This is a genomic window from Natrinema marinum (assembly GCF_024296685.1).
GTDB classification, from domain to species: domain Archaea; phylum Halobacteriota; class Halobacteria; order Halobacteriales; family Natrialbaceae; genus Natrinema; species Natrinema marinum.
Map to the genome: position 1 here is coordinate 1,090,790 of NZ_CP100763.1, position 15,534 is coordinate 1,106,323.

General features: G+C 66.9%; 17 protein-coding genes. 9 read left to right on the forward strand and 8 right to left on the reverse strand.

What is annotated here, in order from left to right; translation table 11 throughout:
* The first annotated feature begins 112 nt into the window (after positions 1–112).
* Positions 113–793, forward strand: coding sequence for a LysE family translocator (locus NKH51_RS05450; RefSeq protein ID WP_254764232.1), 681 nt, complete (start codon positions 113–115; stop codon positions 791–793).
* A gap of 22 nt (positions 794–815) precedes the next feature.
* Here NKH51_RS05450 and NKH51_RS05455 read toward each other — a convergent pair whose 3' ends face one another.
* Both NKH51_RS05455 and NKH51_RS05460 read right to left on the reverse strand, forming a co-directional pair.
* Complete coding sequence (locus tag NKH51_RS05455) at positions 816–1,391, reverse strand: DUF7332 family protein (RefSeq protein WP_254764233.1); 576 nt, start codon at positions 1,389–1,391, stop codon at positions 816–818.
* Between the two features lie 155 nt (positions 1,392–1,546).
* On the reverse strand, positions 1,547–2,221 hold the full coding sequence (locus NKH51_RS05460; RefSeq protein ID WP_254764234.1) for an HD domain-containing protein: 675 nt from the start codon (positions 2,219–2,221) through the stop codon (positions 1,547–1,549).
* Positions 2,222–2,459: 238 nt separating this feature from the next.
* On the opposite strand from NKH51_RS05460, the gene NKH51_RS05465 reads away from it, so the two are divergent.
* From NKH51_RS05465 to NKH51_RS05475, 3 genes are all read left to right on the forward strand, one after another.
* Complete coding sequence (locus tag NKH51_RS05465; RefSeq protein WP_254764235.1) at positions 2,460–2,876, forward strand: cobalamin B12-binding domain-containing protein; 417 nt, start codon at positions 2,460–2,462, stop codon at positions 2,874–2,876.
* Complete coding sequence (gene meaB / locus NKH51_RS05470; RefSeq protein WP_254764236.1) at positions 2,873–3,973, forward strand: methylmalonyl Co-A mutase-associated GTPase MeaB; 1,101 nt, start codon at positions 2,873–2,875, stop codon at positions 3,971–3,973. Before NKH51_RS05465 ends, meaB begins: the two co-directional genes overlap by 4 nt.
* Positions 3,974–4,048: 75 nt before the next feature.
* The gene (locus tag NKH51_RS05475) at positions 4,049–4,987 is read left to right on the forward strand and encodes an alpha/beta fold hydrolase (protein WP_254764237.1); all 939 of its coding nucleotides are present in this window, start codon (positions 4,049–4,051) and stop codon (positions 4,985–4,987) included.
* A 1-nt stretch (position 4,988) separates the two neighbouring features.
* Here NKH51_RS05475 and NKH51_RS05480 read toward each other — a convergent pair whose 3' ends face one another.
* The 3 genes from NKH51_RS05480 to NKH51_RS05490 form a co-directional block, all read right to left on the reverse strand.
* A complete protein-coding gene (locus NKH51_RS05480; RefSeq protein WP_254764238.1) occupies positions 4,989–5,645 on the reverse strand; it encodes a DUF502 domain-containing protein in 657 nt (218 codons plus the stop codon).
* 68 nt (positions 5,646–5,713) lie between these two features.
* On the reverse strand, positions 5,714–6,106 hold the full coding sequence (locus NKH51_RS05485; protein ID WP_254764239.1) for a Zn-ribbon domain-containing OB-fold protein: 393 nt from the start codon (positions 6,104–6,106) through the stop codon (positions 5,714–5,716).
* Positions 6,106–7,272 carry a thiolase C-terminal domain-containing protein gene (locus NKH51_RS05490; RefSeq protein ID WP_254764240.1) on the reverse strand — a complete coding sequence of 389 codons (1,167 nt, stop codon included), beginning with the start codon at positions 7,270–7,272 and terminating at the stop codon, positions 6,106–6,108. Before NKH51_RS05490 ends, NKH51_RS05485 begins: the two co-directional genes overlap by 1 nt.
* Before the next feature lie 170 nt (positions 7,273–7,442).
* Between NKH51_RS05490 and NKH51_RS05495 the strand changes: the two genes are divergently transcribed.
* The gene (locus tag NKH51_RS05495; RefSeq protein WP_254764241.1) at positions 7,443–8,510 is read left to right on the forward strand and encodes a M42 family metallopeptidase; all 1,068 of its coding nucleotides are present in this window, start codon (positions 7,443–7,445) and stop codon (positions 8,508–8,510) included.
* Positions 8,511–8,605: 95 nt separating this feature from the next.
* Here NKH51_RS05495 and NKH51_RS05500 read toward each other — a convergent pair whose 3' ends face one another.
* Positions 8,606–10,033 (reverse strand): heme o synthase, encoded by a 1,428-nt coding sequence (locus NKH51_RS05500; RefSeq protein ID WP_254764242.1) that lies wholly within the window; start codon positions 10,031–10,033, stop codon positions 8,606–8,608.
* Positions 10,034–10,224: 191 nt separating this feature from the next.
* Here NKH51_RS05500 and NKH51_RS05505 point away from each other — a divergent pair, with 191 nt between their 5' ends.
* A complete protein-coding gene (locus NKH51_RS05505; RefSeq protein WP_254764243.1) occupies positions 10,225–10,557 on the forward strand; it encodes a DUF7410 domain-containing protein in 333 nt (110 codons plus the stop codon).
* A gap of 16 nt (positions 10,558–10,573) precedes the next feature.
* On the opposite strand, the gene NKH51_RS05510 is transcribed toward NKH51_RS05505, so the two are convergent.
* Positions 10,574–10,873 (reverse strand): DUF7111 family protein, encoded by a 300-nt coding sequence (locus NKH51_RS05510; RefSeq protein ID WP_254764244.1) that lies wholly within the window; start codon positions 10,871–10,873, stop codon positions 10,574–10,576.
* A gap of 138 nt (positions 10,874–11,011) precedes the next feature.
* Between NKH51_RS05510 and NKH51_RS05515 the strand changes: the two genes are divergently transcribed.
* Together NKH51_RS05515 and NKH51_RS05520 are read left to right on the forward strand one after the other, a co-directional pair.
* A complete protein-coding gene (locus NKH51_RS05515) occupies positions 11,012–11,920 on the forward strand; it encodes a DUF3267 domain-containing protein (RefSeq protein ID WP_254764245.1) in 909 nt (302 codons plus the stop codon).
* Between the two features lie 61 nt (positions 11,921–11,981).
* Positions 11,982–12,266, forward strand: coding sequence for a helix-turn-helix transcriptional regulator (locus NKH51_RS05520; protein ID WP_254764246.1), 285 nt, complete (start codon positions 11,982–11,984; stop codon positions 12,264–12,266).
* A gap of 30 nt (positions 12,267–12,296) precedes the next feature.
* Here NKH51_RS05520 and NKH51_RS05525 read toward each other — a convergent pair whose 3' ends face one another.
* Positions 12,297–13,442 (reverse strand): acyl-CoA dehydrogenase, encoded by a 1,146-nt coding sequence (locus NKH51_RS05525; RefSeq protein ID WP_254764247.1) that lies wholly within the window; start codon positions 13,440–13,442, stop codon positions 12,297–12,299.
* A gap of 194 nt (positions 13,443–13,636) precedes the next feature.
* On the opposite strand from NKH51_RS05525, the gene NKH51_RS05530 reads away from it, so the two are divergent.
* Positions 13,637–15,394, forward strand: a complete 1,758-nt coding sequence (locus NKH51_RS05530) for an alkaline phosphatase D family protein (RefSeq protein WP_254764248.1) — start codon at positions 13,637–13,639, stop codon at positions 15,392–15,394.
* Positions 15,395–15,534 lie beyond the last annotated feature (140 nt).

The window sequence follows — 15,534 nt, forward strand, 5'->3', positions numbered from 1 at the left end:
AGTTTGGCCCGAGCAAATGGCGTCGTCCGGCCGATCGACCGGCTGCCGTCGCTCGATCGCGCCAAAGTCGCTACCCTTTTCGCCGCCGCTCGCTCACTCGAGACCGAGACCCGTGACCGCACTCACCGTGACGATACTGGCGGGTGTCCTCTTCGGACTCGCTCTCGCGGCCCCGCCGGGACCGATGAACGCAATCATCGCCGAGGAGAGCGTCGTCCGCGGCTGGCCGGCCGGCTTCCGGGCCGGTCTTGGTGCCATGCTCGCGGACGCAATCTTCTTCGCCCTCACGCTGGCGGGCGTCGTCGCCGTGATCGACCGTGCGCCCGCCGTTCGACCGGCGCTCTATCTGGCCGGCGGCTGTCTCATGTGCTACTTCGCGGTCGGCGCGTTCCGGGAAGCTAAGACCGCGACGTCGTTTACCGACGGCGGCCGCGACGCGACCACCGGCTTTCGGAAGACGCTCGTCCTCTCGCTGACCAATCCCTACCAGATCGGGTTCTGGCTGACCGTCGGCGTCGGCCTCCTCGAGCCGGGAACGCTCGACGTGCTCTCACATGCGCCGGCCGTCGGCGAGGCGCTCTCGGGAGCGGTCGTCGTCCAGACCGGGTCGCCCGCGCTACTGGTCGGCTTCTTCGCCGGCATCGCGTGCTGGATCGTGGTCTATCCCGCGGCGCTGGCCGCGGCCGGGCGTCGCGTCGACGCCTTCGCGCCCGCGGTCGCCCTCCTGAGCGCGGTCGTCCTCGCCGGGTTCGGCTTGCTCTTTCTGGCAATGGGGGCGCTCCGGATCGTCTGAAAAGCGGAGCGCTCGACTGGCCTCAACACCGGAGCAGTTCGAACGGACTGTCGTCCGATCTCGACTGCGCGTTCTGGCTCTCGTCGCCGTCGGCACTCTCACTGCCCTCAGCGGACTGATTGCCCGTCTCACCGCCGGACCGGTCGGTGCCGGTTTCGCCGATACCCGTCCCGACGTTCTCGAGCATCGGTAGCTGGAAGCCGAACCCCTGGACGAGGTCGAACGATCCGACGGGATCCGAGAGGAAATCGAGGAAGCCATCGCCGACGTACTGGATTCCGGCAACGACCTCGATGATCGAATTCCCGTTGGTCGAGCCGACGAGCTCGGCCCCGATCGACCAGCCGGAGCCGGTCAGCATCGCGGCGTGCATTCGGATCCAGATATTCGTGCCGTCTTCGGCGCCGATCGTGAACTCCGTCCCCGACCCAGTGAAACACGTCGAGACGCGCTGTCCGGCCGCGTCGTTTGCGGTACTCGTGTTGCTTTCGTTCTGTGCCTGCGAACCGGACTGCTGGGTCGCCGTCGCGATCGGTGCGAAAAGAATCAGACAACACAGCGCGACCGCGAGAACTCTCGTCCGACGAGCGCGTACCATTACCACCGTCTCGAGACCACACTGCTATGAACGCACTGGCCGTTTCACGGCGACGGTTCGAGCACCGTTCCTCGGTGGCCAATCGAGAGATCCGTCGAGGCCTCTCTCGGCGTGTTGTCATGGCCGCGCGCAACGGCTGCGAGACGAACGGCCGACTACTCTCCCAGCGCGGCGATCTCGTCCTCGAGCCACTCACTGAACCACTTGACGCGTTTCAGACGCTGGTGGGCGATGCTCTCGGCGGTATCGCTTTGCACGCGCGCAGCGGCGTCGTAACCGCGCTCCAAAACGCGCTCGACCATCTCGTCGGCGTCCATGTGCGTGCGGGCCTCGTAGCCCATCCGGAGCAACATGAGCGCCGTGCCGTTGGCACCGATCTTATCGAGGAGGTCGGCCTCGATGAGACACTGCGTCTCGAGGGTGAGATCGGTTAGATCACCCTGATACGAGTGGTGTTCGACGGCGCGACACACCTGTTGGACGAACGATTCGGGGTACTCGCCGCGGGACTCGAGGTACTCGCGGGCGACGCGCGCGCCGGCTTCGGCGTGGAGTTCTTGGTCGGTCTCGAGTTTGGCGACGTCGTGAAAGAGGGCGGCGACACGGGTGACGTCGACGTCTGCGCCCTCTTTCTCGGCGATCTCCGTCGAGAGGTCGACGACGTTGAGGATGTGGTTGTGCCGGTACTCGGCGGAGTGCCAGGGGTACCAGCGCATACGGCCGCCTTCCTCTTCTTTCTCGACGCTGGCCGAGAGGTACTCGAAGACGAAGCCTTTCATCGCCTCGAACTCGGCGTCGGACACCCTGGTCTCTTTTATTTCAACGCCCACGATAGATCCCTCCGCAGCAGACGAACGATAGTCATTACCGGAATGTTCGGTCGTTTCGTTCTTTAGCCTTTGGTTCGGAACGGTTTCGGTGAGAATTGACTGTTCGGTGATACGTTTTCGATCGCCGACGGTCCGCCGTCGTCCGCCGACTCGGTGACTGGGCCAAAATTCCCTCGTTCAGCAGGGATTGCCACGGTCTTCCGTTAAAGTCAAACAGTCGGCTCGGGAAAGGGTGAGTATGAGCAGCGAACAGGAAGCGGAATCGATCCGATGTCTCGTCGCCAAAGTCGGCCTCGACGGTCACGACAGGGGAGCCCACGTCATCGCGCGTGCGTTCCGTGACGCCGGCTTCGAAGTCATCTACTCCGGGCTTCACAAGTCGCCGGACGAAATCGTCCAGGCCGCCGTTCAGGAGGACGTCGACGTCCTCGGCATCTCCATCCTCTCCGGTGCCCACGACACGCTCGTCCCGAAGATCATGGACGGACTCGAGGAGTACGGCGCGAAAGACGACACGCTCGTTCTCGCCGGGGGCGTCATCCCCGACGAGGACCGCGAGGGGCTCAAAGACGAGGGTGTCGCGGCCATCTTCGGTCCCGGCACCTCGGTCGAGGAGACCATCGAGTTCGTCCGCGAGAACGCGCCCCAGCGATGAGCATGGACGCCGCCGACGAATCGCTGCTCGAGGAGCTGCTGGCGGGGCAACACCGCGCGCTCGCCCGTGTCATCTCGAAGATCGAGAACCGATCGCCTGGCTACCGCGAGCTGGTCTCGGAACTCTACGCGCACACGGGCAACGCCGACGTGATCGGCATCACCGGCTCGCCGGGCGCGGGCAAGTCCACGTTGGTCGACAAACTCGCCGAGGCCTACCGCGACCGAGGCGAAACTGTCGGCATCATCGCGATCGACCCCTCTTCGCCGTTTACCGGCGGGGCCGTGCTGGGCGATCGGATCCGGATGGCTTCCACCGTCGGCGACATGGACGTCTTCGTCCGCTCGATGAGCGCCCGCGGCACCCTCGGCGGGCTCTCGACGGCGACTGCGGACGCGGTCAAGGCCATGGACGCCTTCGGCAAGGACAAAATCATCATCGAGACCGTCGGCGCCGGGCAAAACGAGATCGACATCGTCCGGACCGCCGACAGCGTCGCCGTCCTCGTCCCGCCGGGCTCGGGCGACGACATCCAGACGCTGAAAGCTGGCATCCTCGAGATCGCCGACATCTTCGTCGTCAACAAGGCCGACCGCGACGGCGCTGACCGGACCGTCCAGGAGCTGCGTGACATGATCCAGCTCGGCGACGAGAGCGGCCTCGCCGGTGGCGGCGGCCACCACAGCCAGGAGGTCATCGACGCCCACGACGACTGGGACGGCGAACCAGCCGACGACGGCGGGGCCGATGAGGGCTGGTCGACGCCGATCGTCGAGACCGTCGCCATCCACGGCACCGGCGTCGACGAGTTCATCGACGAACTCGCGGCCCACCGGGACTACCTCGTCGACTCGGGCGAACACGCCGAGCAGGTGCGCACGCGCTACGCCGAGGAGATCCGCACCCTGCTGCGCGAAGACCTCCACGCCGTGCTCGAGGACGAACTCGCCGCCGCCGGCGGGATCGACGACCTCGCCGAGGCCGTCCGCCGGGGCGAGACCGATCCCTACTCGATCGCGAGCGACGTTCTCGAGCCCGTCGAAGCCTGTCTCGCGGACCTCGAGACCGGCGCGGACGCGAGCCGCCGACGGGAGTGACCACCGCCTCGCCGGTCGCAGCACGTTTTGAACCCGAACCCGAGGTCTAAGGCCGTTGCCGTCCTATGACTCCGCATGAAAGCCCGAACAGTCCTCGGTGCAGCGCTCGGAACCGTCGGCGGGGCCGTCCTCGGAAACCGTCTTCTGAAACGACGTGCCGGCGACCTCGAGAACCCGCTCCCCGGCATCGAACGGACCTACCGCTGGCGAGGGATCGAGACGAGCTACACCGTCGCCGGCGATCCGAACGATCCCGACATGCTCTTGCTCCACGGGGTTTACGCGGGCGCGAGCAGCAACGAGTTCGCGCCGATCGTCGAACAACTGGCAGAGAACTACCACGTTCATGCGGTCGACCTCCCCGGCTTTGCCCGCTCCGAGCGGCCGCCGCTGGTCTACTCGGCCTCGCTGTACGCCGAGTTCATTCGGGATTTCGTGGGCGAAATCACCGACGAGCCGATCGTCGTCGCCTCCTCAATGACCGGCGCGTTCGCCGTCGACGCCGCCGACGAGACCGATATCGAACGGCTGGTGTTGATCTGTCCGACCGAGGAGACCGCCGACGCGCGACCGTGGGTCCGGACCCTCCTGCGGACGCCGATCGTCGGGACCACGCTGTACAACCTGCTCGCGAGCAAGCCCGCGATCCGATACTTCTACGACCGCGACGGTTACTACGACGCCGACCGCATCGATTCCGACGAGGTCCAGTACGCCTGGGACAGCGCCCATCAGCCCGGATCGCGCTACGCACCCGCCTCCTTCGCCGCGGGCACGCTCGACCCCGAGTTCGATCTCGCGACGGAACTGGCAAGTCTGGAAACGCCGACGACGCTCGTCTGGGGTCGCGACGCCGATCTCGTGCCGCTTCGGGAGGGTCGTGACCTCGCGGAGGCAGCGGATCTCGATCTGGTCGTCATCGACTACGCGACCCAACTGCCCCACGCCGAACACCCCGCCAAATTCGTCGAGTACCTGAGCGCGGAACTGCCGCGGGCGGGCACCCGCGAGTAAGTCAGTTCTCGACGTGCTCGAGCATCTGCGGCGACACCGCCTGTGGTTCGCGTTCGTCGCCCATCCCGGTCGTGACGACGAGTCGCATCCCGCGGCGGACGCTCATATCGATCTCGTGGACCTGGTCTTCGGGCAGCAACACGAGTCGGCCGGCGGTCGGGTTCGGGCTGTTCGGCAGGAAGACGTTGTACACGTCCTGGCCGGCCACTTCCTCGACCGGCCGCGGACTCTCGCCCGTGACGAGGCCGATCATGTAGACGCCCTCACGGGGGTACTCGACCAGGACAACGCTCTCGTAGCCGGTCTTGCGCTCGACCAGCGAGTCGGCGACCTGCCGGACGCTGCCGTAGATCGTGCTGACCAGCGGCACGACGTTGACGAGCCGCCCGATGTTACCGAACAGGTGCCGTCCGACGCTCTGCTGGGCGAGAAAGCCGAGCACGACGACGGCCGCGACGATCATGACGACGGCCAACAACTGAGCGACGACCTCGACGTTTCGGGTGTACTGCGCCAATCCGGCGGCGCGCACGACCGGCGTGACGAACTGCAGCGACCAGTTGACGAGAAATCTGAGAATGTACAGCGTGACGGCCAGCGGCGCGACCAGGATCAACCCCGCGACGAAGCTGCTCTTGATGCGAGACGAGAGAGTCATATCTCGTTGTACGTTCGGAGGTAAAAATACTCACTGCCGATTCGGCGAGCGAACGCAACCGACTCGACTCAGACCGGTCGGAAACCGATCACGCGCTCGCCGGTCGTCTCGGAGATCGATATCTCGAGTTCGACCTCGAGCCCAGTCTCAACTGTCGCGGGATCGACGCCGACGACCTGGCCCGTGATCCGAACGGGGCCGAAGTCGGCGATGGCCGTCGCGTAGGGAGCGTCCTCCTCGAAGGCCGGCGTCGGGACGTGCGTGACGGTGAACGTCTGGATCTCGCCGGCCTCGGGGAGGGCGAGTTCCTCGAGGTCGGTCGAACCGCAGTCGGGACAGACCCGCCGCGGGGGGAGAGAGCCGTGGCCATTGTCGCACTCGAGGAAGTAGGCGGCGTCCTCCTCGGCGTCGGCGAGCCACTCGTCGAAGCCGGAATCAGTGACGTTGTCTGCGTCAGTCATCACTCCATCACCTCCAAGACGTGAACGGTCGCACTCGCGACCGTGCCACCCGCGTTGTGGGCGACGCCGGTCGTCGCATCCGCGACGTGGTCGCTGTTGGGATGCTCGCCGGCCAGCAGATCGGTGACTTCGGCGATCTGGGACGCGCCGGTCGCGCCGACCGGGTGGCCCTTGGCCTTCAGGCCGCCCGAGAGGTTGATCGGCGTCTCGCCGTCCGCGGTCGTCCGCCCGTCGCGGGCCGCCGAGATCCCTTCGCCGATCGGCTCGAGGTCCAGCGCCTCGAGCGCGAGCACTTCGGCGATAGTAAAGCAGTCGTGGACCTCCGCGAGGTCGACATCGCTCGCGTCGACGCCGGCGTCGGCGTAGGCCTCCGCGCCGGCCTCGCGGGCCGCGGGCGAGCGCGCGAGGTGTTCGCGGTCGTGCAGCGCCATCCGGTCGCCACCCTGCCCGGTGCCGGTGATCGCGACCGGCGCGTCGAGGTCGTGTTCCTCGGCGTACGCCTCGCTCGTCAGAACGAGGGCGGCCGCACCGTCGGAGATCGGACAGGCATCGTAGAGGCCGAGCGGGTCGGAGACCGGCGGGGCCTCGAGCACGTCGGCAACCTCGATCGCGCTCTGGTACTGTGCCTTGTCGTTAGTCAGGGCGTTGGCGTGGTTCTTGACAGCGATGTGGGCAAGGTCCTCGCGCTCGCCGCCGAACTCGTCGAAGTACGCCTGAGCCATTAGTGCGTACGCACCGGGGAAGGTCACGCCGGCGCGGACCTCCCAGAGGTCGTCCGCGGCGATCGCGAGCGCCTCCGTCGCGCCCGCGGTGCCGAGGTTGGTCATTCGTTCTGCGCCGCCGACGAGGAGCACGTCGTTCTCGCCGGTTCGGATTCGCTTGACCGCCTCGCGGACCGCCGTGCCGCTCGAGGCGCAGGCGGACTCGTAGCGGGTGGCGGGGGCCTGCACGCCGGCTGCTTCGGCCATCAGCGGGCCCTGGTGGCCCTGGTGTTCGGCGAGTTCGCCCATGAAGTTCCCGTAAAGGAGGGCCTCGACATCGTCTCGGGGGACGCCGCTCTCCTCGAAGGCGGCGATGCTCGCTTCGGCGAAGAGGTCGCGGCCGGTCCGTTCGGGGCTGTTTCCGAACGGCGTCAGCCCTGTGCCTGCAACACGTACGTTACTCATATGCACAGACATAGTGGACGGATCCGTTAATACTCCGCGGTTACGGTTACATACCCGTCGCTAGTGGTAGCTCACAGTTGATGATACGTCCAAACTGAATTTAACCTCCGGCCGTCCCGAGTACAGACCGTTTCCGCGGCCTTATGTGGTACCACGCCGCATATGCGGTCATGACTTCCGTTCCGTTCGATCTGGAACTCCTGACGGAACTGACGGAGACGAGTGGCGTCCCCGGCTACGAGGACCGCGTCCGCGACCTCGTCGTCCGCGAACTCGAGGCGACCGTCGATCGCGTCCGCACCGACGCGATGGGTAACGTCGTCGGGACGCTCGAGGGCGACAGCGACTATGCGGTCGCCGTCGCGGCCCACATGGACGAGATCGGCTTCATGGTCAGACACGTCCGCGGCGACGAGGACGGCTTCGGCTTCGTCGAACTCGACGCGCTCGGCGGCTGGGACGCCCGCGTTCTCAAGGCCCAGCGAGTGACGATCCACGCCGAAGACGAGGACCTGCCGGCCGTCATCGGCTCGCCGCCGCCGCACACGATGGACGACGACGAGCGCGAGAAGAAATCGAAAGTCGAGGACGTGGTCGTCGACCCCGGCCTTCCGTACGAAGACCTGCACGATCGCGTTTCGCCCGGCGATCTCGTCACGATGGCCCAGTCCACCGAGCGCGTCGGCGAGACGATCACCGGCAAGGCGCTAGACGACCGGATCTGTCTCTTCGCCATGCTCGAGGCGGCCCGTCGGCTCACCGAGCCCGACGTAACGATCCACTTCTGTGCGACGGTCCAGGAAGAGGTCGGGCTCCGCGGCGCTCGCACCCTCGGCGTCGACATCGACCCCGACCTCGCGCTCGCGCTCGACGTCACCGTCGCCAACGACATCCCCGGCTTCGACGCCGGCAAGCACGTCACCGAACTCGGCGACGGCACCGCGATCAAGCTCAAGGACTCGAGCGTCATCACGAACCCCAAACTCCACGGCCGGCTTCAGTCGCTCGCCGAGGAGCGGGAGATCGACTACCAACTCGAGATCCTGCCGTCGGGCGGCACCGACACCGCGGGCTTCCAGCAGGCCGCCGGTGCGAAACCCGTCGGCGCGATCTCGGTCCCGACGCGGTACCTCCACACCGTGACCGAGACCGCCCACGTCGACGACGTCGCGGCGACGATCGACCTGCTCGCGGCCTTCCTCGAGACCGAAGACGGCGAATACGACTACACGCTCTGAGCGGCCGACGGCCCCATTTCTCGCGAGTCCAAAGCTGCGTCGTAACTCGAGTTACGATAGATGAACTGAACGAAACGCGGGCGACCGTAGCGGACTCAGAACGCCAACGCGTCCACGAGAATCGCGACCAGCACCGCGCCGAGGAAGGCGTTCGAGGCGTGGAACGAGCGGAACGCGGCGGCTTCGGTCTGTTCGAAGTGGAGCCGCACGGCGGCCCAGAGGAAGATCCCGCCGAAGAGCACGACGGTCCCGGCGTACAGCGTGCCGAGTTCCGTGATCCAGGCCAGCGCGATCGTGCTCACGAGCGTCGCGGCGATGTAGTAGATGATGTGTTTCCGGGTGACGGTCTCGCCGCGGACGACCGGCATCATGGGGAAGCCGCCGCGGGCGTAGTCGTCCTTGTAGGCCAGCGCGAGGTTGTAGAAGTGTGCTGGCGTCCAGAGGAAGATGACGCCGGCGAGCGCGAGGCCGGGCCAGCCGATCTCGTTGGTCACCGCGGCCCAGCCGATCAGGGCCGGCAGCGCGCCCGCCGCGCCGCCGATGACCGTGTTCTGGACCGTGTTCGGCTTGAGGAGGAGGGTGTAGACGACGCTGTAGAACATGATCGCGGCCAGTCCGAGCGCCGCCGCCAGCCGGTTGATCGTCAGGAAGGCGGCCAGCGACAGCGCGGTCAGCCCGAGGCCGAAAGCGAGCGCGTTGCGGACCGGAATCAGATCGACCGCGAGCGGCCGATCTGCCGTTCGGGACATCTTCTGGTCGACGTCGCGCTCGAGGACGTGGTTGAAGGTCCCGCTCGCGCCGATCGCGAGGACGCCGCCGAAAAGCGTCGCGACGATGGTGTAGATCTCGAGGCCGGGTCCAGCCGCGAGCGCCATGCCGGCGGCGGCGACGAGACAGAGCAGCCACATCAGCCGCGGTTTCATCATCTGGAAGTAGGCGAACGCGGTCAGTTTGGCGCGGGTCAGCCGGCTCGAAGGGAGTGTCCGCTCCGCCGCGGACGGGGCGTCTCCCTCGAGTTCCTCGAGCGGTTCCGGCGAGTCGATGGCGTCGTCGTCGCTGCCGGTCGCGAGCTCTAAGTCCCAGGCGAGTGCCAGGACGACCCCCGTGAAGATCGTCAGGCCGAGCGCGAGATGGAGCCCAGGCACGATCGCGCTGGCCCCGGTCGTCGCGGTGACGGCCCCGACGCCGATCTGGACGACGTAGAGGACGGCCGCGGCCGCGAGTACCGCGCGAACGCGCCTCGAGACAGCGCCGAAGATCGCCGCGACGGCCGTCGCGGCGACGAGCAGGCCGACGATGACGGCGACGAGCCGGTGGGCCCACGCGATCGCGATTTCGGTCTGGTTCAGCGGATCGACCGGGGCGTGGCAGGTCGGCCACGTCGAACACGACGCGGCGGCGTTCGTCAGCGAAGTCGTCGCGCCGACGATCAATAGGAGATAGACGCCCAGTGCGGTCGCTGCGAGCAGTGCGGAGAACCGTCGGCGGGTGCCGATCGGGCGGGGAAAGGACTCAGTTGCCACGGCTATTCTCGTCTCTAGCGTTCGACTCCGCGTATTTATGGCTCCCGCTTCTTCCCGTGTTCCAGGACTGCGCGGCCCCGACGACGAGTCGCGGGCAGCGACTGTTGGCGTCGTCCCGACCGAGTTCGGCTGTGGCGCAGCGCTCGAGAGCCGACCAAAGAACAATCGGGTCGCTCGTCGTAGTCGACCCCGTGCCTGGCGAACCGCACGGTCGCGGCCGCACGTCCCCTTCCAGCGATCCTTCGGTAGCGACCGCTTCTACCCGCGAACCCGCGTTCGACGGTCGCGCCGACGAATCCACGGCTCGCTGTCCGTACTGCGACCACCCGTTTCGGCGCGATCGCCACGAGGCGCTCCACCGCGGCCTCGAGCACCCGGAGCGTCTCTCTGATCGTGAGCGCGCCGCGTTCGAGCGCGCCGTTCGCGAAGAAGACGGAGAGATCCGTCGGTTTCGGTTGTACGCGCTCGGGGTTCTCGTCCTGCTGTACTTCGGACTCTTGATCCTCGCCGCGTTCGTCGTCTGAGCGTCGCAATCGGCCGTCACATGCCCATGTCTGCCGCGGCCTCCGGCACCGGCAGCTCGTGCGGCGAGACGCCCAGCAGTTCGCCGACGTGATCGAGCGCCATGTCGAACCCGTAGTAGCGCTCGAGTTCGTCGCCGTCCGCGGACGGCCGCACCTTCAGCATCGCGTACCCCTCGAGGTTCTGTGCGATCGCGGCCGTCGCGTGCGTCGCGCCCTCGCCGCCGGTCACGCGCTCGAAGGCGAGGACGCGCTCCGTTTCGGTCTCCTCGTAGGTCGCCCTGATGCCGTTGTCGTCGGCGGTCCGGTCGTCGGTCATGATCGGTACTCGCGGGTCGACCACCGGGAAGCTGTCGGTTCCGGGTCGAGTTCGCCGGTACTGTCGCGGCCAGACCGTGACCATCGCGCGGGCGGCGAACATCGACACCGATTTTTCGGTCGCCTGCGAGGTCCGCCCGTGAGCCGTTCGGACCTCGCTCGAGCCCGCCGGCCGCTCGCGACGTTTCGACTCACGCGATCGGTCGCCGTCCAGTGGCTCGTCGTCTCCGCAGTCGGCTTCTTCGGCTTCGCGTACTGCTTCGGCCGCGTCCTCGCGTGGATTCGCGGAGTCCCCCTCGAGCCGATCGTCATCGCCGCCTCCTCGCCGCCGACGATCGTCGTCTGGCTGCTCGTCTCGCTTGGCCTGCTCGCCTGCGTGGTGGTCCCCCACGAACTACTTCACGGCGCGGTCATGGCGTGCTACGGCGGCTCTCCGTCGTACGGCGTGGGGGTCTCCCACTTCGTCGTGCCGTACGCGTACGCCGAGACGAGCGGAACCGACTACACCCGAAACCAGCTGCTCGTCGCCTTGCTCGCACCGTTCGTTGGACTCACGGCCGTCGGGCTCGTCGCGATGGCGGTCGTTCCATCGCCGCTACTGGTCGTGCCGCTGGCGGCGAACGCGGCCGGCTCGATCGGCGACCTCTGGATGGCCGCCGCCCTCTGTCAGTACCCCGCGAACGTTCGGATCGGCGGGCTTCCTGACGGTGGCGAGCGAGGGTTCGGAATATACGGCTCGAGCGACGACACCGGCGGCCGACTCCCGGGCGCGGCGCTCGTCTCGCGGTTCGTGACCGGTAGCGTCGGTACCCTCGTCGCCATCGCGACGTACGCGCTCTTCGCCGTCATGATCTCGCTCGCGTTCGGCTCCGGCGACGTCGTTCTGGGCGACCCGGACGCGGGCTGGCTGCTCGTCCGACACGACCGCCGGCCGGACGGCAGCGCCCTCCTCGAGGTCGGCGACGGCCCGTTGCTCGGGCTGGCTGCGCTCGGCGGGGTCATCTGGACGACTATCGGGACCGTCCGCCGGCGACTCGAGCACGAGTGAGCCGGGCCAACCAGCGCTGGAAACCGTAACGCTCGAGCGAGAGCCCCGCCCACCACGGCCCATGAGCAAGTGGCTCCGGAGCGGCCGCCGACGGGACTGTTGTTTCCTGCTCGCCGCCGCCGAGGACGGCGAACTGCGCGGCCAGCGGCTGAAATCGCGTCTCGAGGCTCACTACGACGAGCGCCTCGAGCCCAAATCGTTCTACGGATCGCTCTCGGCGCTGGTCGAGGCGGGTTTTGTCGAGAAACGCACCGAGGGACTGTACGACGTCTACGCGCTGACTGATGCGGGAGAACGACGGACGCGGGACCACGGCGAGTGGGTCCGGGAGTGTCTCGAGGAGTAGCGCGAAAAGCGGAGAGTCCGCCGATCCGGCCTACTCGTCGAGCAGTTGATCACCGATCGTGTTGCGCAGCACTTCGCTGGTGCCCTCGTAGATCTCGTTGAGTTTGGCGTCGCGGTAGAACCGCTGGGCGGCGAAGTCTTTGGTGTAGCCGTAGCCGCCGTGGATCTGGATACCCTCGTTGGCGACCTCGCGGCTCACCTCGGAGGCATAGAGCTTGGCCTGGGACGCGTCCTTGATGTAGTTCTCGCCGCGGATCTTCTTGTCGGCGGCCTTGTGCATGAGCATCCGGGCGGCCTGGATCTTCGTGTCCATATCGGCCAGCTTGTGCTTGATCGACTGGAACTCGCCGATGGGCTGGCCGAACTGTTCGCGCTCGTTAGCGTAGTCGCGGGCCTCCTCGAAGGCCGCACGAGCGATGCCGACCCCGCGGGCGGCGATCGTGATCCGGCCGCCGTTCAGGGTCTTCAACGCGTGGACGAAGCCGTCACCCTCCTCGCCGAGCCGCCGCGAGTCCGGGATCCGAAGGTCGTCGAACCGGAGTTCGGCGGTCGGACAGCCCTTGTCGCCGAGTTTCTCCTCCGTTCCCTCGACGATGAAACCATCGTCCTCCTCGGGCCGGACGATGAACGAGGTGATACCCTTGTTGCCCGCGTCGGGATCGGTCTTCGCGAAGAGCGTGACCGTATCGGCCACGGAGCCGTTCGAGATCCAGAGCTTCCCGCCGTTGATGACGTACTCGTCGCCGTCTCGCTCGGCGACCGTATCCATCGCCGGCACGTCGCTGCCCGCGCCCGCCTCCGAGAGCGCGAACGCACCGATGTCCTCGCCGGCGGCCAACGGCGTCAGGAACTCCTCCTTCTGGGCGTCGTCGCCGAACTCGTAGAGCATGTTCCCCGCCAGCGACGTGTGCGCGGCGACGATCGTCCCCAGTCCCCCAGAGCCGCGGGAGATCTCCTCGAGGCCGATCGCGTAAGAGTGGTAGTCCAGCCCGGCACCGCCGTACTCCTCGGGGAACGGCATCCCCATCAGGCCCAGCTCGGCCATCTCGCTCACGAGGTCGGCGGGGAACTCGTCGTCGTGGTCGATCTCGTCGGCGACGGGGACGACCTCCTCGTCGACGAACTCCGACACCATGTCCCGAATCTGTTGCTGCTCGGCCGAGAGTGCAAAGTCCATGGTCTACGCTTCGGCATCTCGTGCCTTTATTGTTCTCGCTTCGGCCGATCGTTCCTCGAGATGCGGTCTGGGTGGCACCCATCGGCCGGCGCGTCTCCGTGTCCTGCGATCCGTCCCGGCCGCGCCGACTGGGTGGCGGCCGCCCGCGGCCCGTACCCATACGGCTACAATCCCGTACTCCTACTGGTGGCTATATGGCGGACGACATCGATCTGGACGGGCGCGACGAGCCGCGACGGGGGGCGGACGACCACGCCGAACTCCTGTCCGAACTCGACTCGCACGATCTCTCGGTCGCGACCGATCTCGACGCCGAAGCCGACGCTGGCGGGTTCGAGCACGATCTCGACGCTGATCCGGACGATGTGTTTCCGCAGTCGGTCGCCAGCGGCGGGCCGACCGCGACGGGGGTGATCCTTTGGACGCGGCTCGCACCCGCCGCTTTCGACGCTGACGAGCCCCTAGCCGTGCGCGTCGCCCACGACCCCGACCTGGACGATGTCGTCTACGAAGGCTTGGTCACCGACGCCGAGCGAATCCGCGCTCACGACTACACGGTCAAAGTCGATCTCGACGGCCACCTCGAGCCCGATTGTGAGTATCACTACCGGTTCTACTACCGCGGGACGGCCTCGCGGAGCGGGCGATGCCGGACGCTGCCCGCGCCCGGCGCGTCCCTCGAGTCCGTGCGGTTCGCGGTGCTCGCCTGTCAGAACTATTGCAACGGCTACTATCCCGCGTTTCACTACGTCGCCGACGAGGACATCGACTTCATGATCCACGTCGGCGACTTCATCTACGAGTCCGACGACGGCGAATTCAAGGGGTTCGGCTCGTACGACTACCCCGGACGCGAAAAAGAGTTGCCGAGCGGAAACGGCCGCGTCTGGAACCTCGAGGACTACCGATACCTGTATCGGACGTACCGCAGCGACCGCTTCCTGCAGGAGGCGCTGGAAGCGCACACGCTAATCGCCGGGTGGGACGACCACGAGATAGTCAACGATCTGTACTGGGACAAGCGGACGGATGCGCCGGCGGGTGATCACCCTCGAGGGAACGACTCCACGTTCATGACAGACCTCGTCGCCGACGCGATGCACGCGTGGTGGGAGTACATGCCCGCTCGCGTTCACTACGACCCGAGCGGGGAGACCCTTCAGGATCGGTTTCAGCTCTGGCGCGAACTCGAGTTCGGCGATCTGGTGACGCTCGCGATGACCGATGAACGCCTGTTCCGCGATCCCCCTCGCGAGGCGATCCCGACGCCCGACAACGTCGGTCCCCACCGCGAACCGCCGGGGCGGACGATGCTCGGCGAGGAGCAACGCGAGTGGCTCGTCGATACCATCACGGGCTCGGACGCGACGTGGACGGTGTGGGCCGACGAGGTCCTGACCGTGCCGCTGCGCGTCGGCTCCGGGCCGCTCTCGTTGTATCCCGTCCAGGGCGGCTGGGACGGCTACACGAGAGAACGGATGCGGATCACCGAGGCGATCGCGGCGGCCGATGTCGAGAACTTCGTCACGCTGACGGGCGATATGCACTGTTACGTCGCGGCCTACTCACAGACATCGTATCCCGGCCGGGTCACGGGCGGAGAAGGCGTCGCACAGGGCGATCGGATCGGCGTCGAGTTTATGACGCCCGCCGTGACCTCGCTCAACGTCGCGGAGGCGCTACACCTGACTCGCGGCCGCCGCCGACGGCTCACCGAACCGCTGCTGTCGTGGCTGGTGCCGGCGATGAATCCCCACATCGAGTTCTTCGACAGCCACCACTGGGGGTATTCGGTGGTCGAAATCACGGCCGAGGCGTGTACGTACGTCGGGTACGCCGTCGACAAGACGACGAACAGCCCCGACGCAGATCGGGGGGTCGTGGCCGCCTATCGCGTGCCGGAGGGCGAGGTCGAACTCGAGGACGTAACCGAGTGCTATCGGTCGCAATAGACGCGGAGGGACCGCGTCGCTCCGCACGAATCGCCGGCGCTCAGTGCTGATCGGTAACTGACGTGTCTCTCTCGTCGGTTGGAAGATCACGCCGCGACCGCGGCGTTTTTCCCGGATGGTCACCAAACTAACTCGAGTAG

Excerpts from the sequence above, each read along its gene's own strand:
- NKH51_RS05480 (WP_254764238.1), bottom strand. The coding sequence starts at position 5,645 with ATGACTCTCTCGTCTCGCATCAAGAGCAGCTTCGTCGCGGGGTTGATC.
- NKH51_RS05510 (WP_254764244.1), bottom strand. The coding sequence starts at position 10,873 with ATGACCGACGACCGGACCGCCGACGACAACGGCATCAGGGCGACCTAC.
- meaB (WP_254764236.1), top strand. The coding sequence starts at position 2,873 with ATGAGCATGGACGCCGCCGACGAATCGCTGCTCGAGGAGCTGCTGGCG.
- NKH51_RS05495 (WP_254764241.1), top strand. The coding sequence starts at position 7,443 with ATGACTTCCGTTCCGTTCGATCTGGAACTCCTGACGGAACTGACGGAG.
- NKH51_RS05530 (WP_254764248.1), top strand. The coding sequence starts at position 13,637 with ATGGCGGACGACATCGATCTGGACGGGCGCGACGAGCCGCGACGGGGG.
- NKH51_RS05525 (WP_254764247.1), bottom strand. The coding sequence starts at position 13,442 with ATGGACTTTGCACTCTCGGCCGAGCAGCAACAGATTCGGGACATGGTG.
- NKH51_RS05455 (WP_254764233.1), bottom strand. The coding sequence starts at position 1,391 with ATGGTACGCGCTCGTCGGACGAGAGTTCTCGCGGTCGCGCTGTGTTGT.
- NKH51_RS05485 (WP_254764239.1), bottom strand. The coding sequence starts at position 6,106 with ATGACTGACGCAGACAACGTCACTGATTCCGGCTTCGACGAGTGGCTC.
- NKH51_RS05475 (WP_254764237.1), top strand. The coding sequence starts at position 4,049 with ATGAAAGCCCGAACAGTCCTCGGTGCAGCGCTCGGAACCGTCGGCGGG.
- NKH51_RS05490 (WP_254764240.1), bottom strand. The coding sequence starts at position 7,272 with ATGAGTAACGTACGTGTTGCAGGCACAGGGCTGACGCCGTTCGGAAAC.
- NKH51_RS05465 (WP_254764235.1), top strand. The coding sequence starts at position 2,460 with ATGAGCAGCGAACAGGAAGCGGAATCGATCCGATGTCTCGTCGCCAAA.
- NKH51_RS05520 (WP_254764246.1), top strand. The coding sequence starts at position 11,982 with ATGAGCAAGTGGCTCCGGAGCGGCCGCCGACGGGACTGTTGTTTCCTG.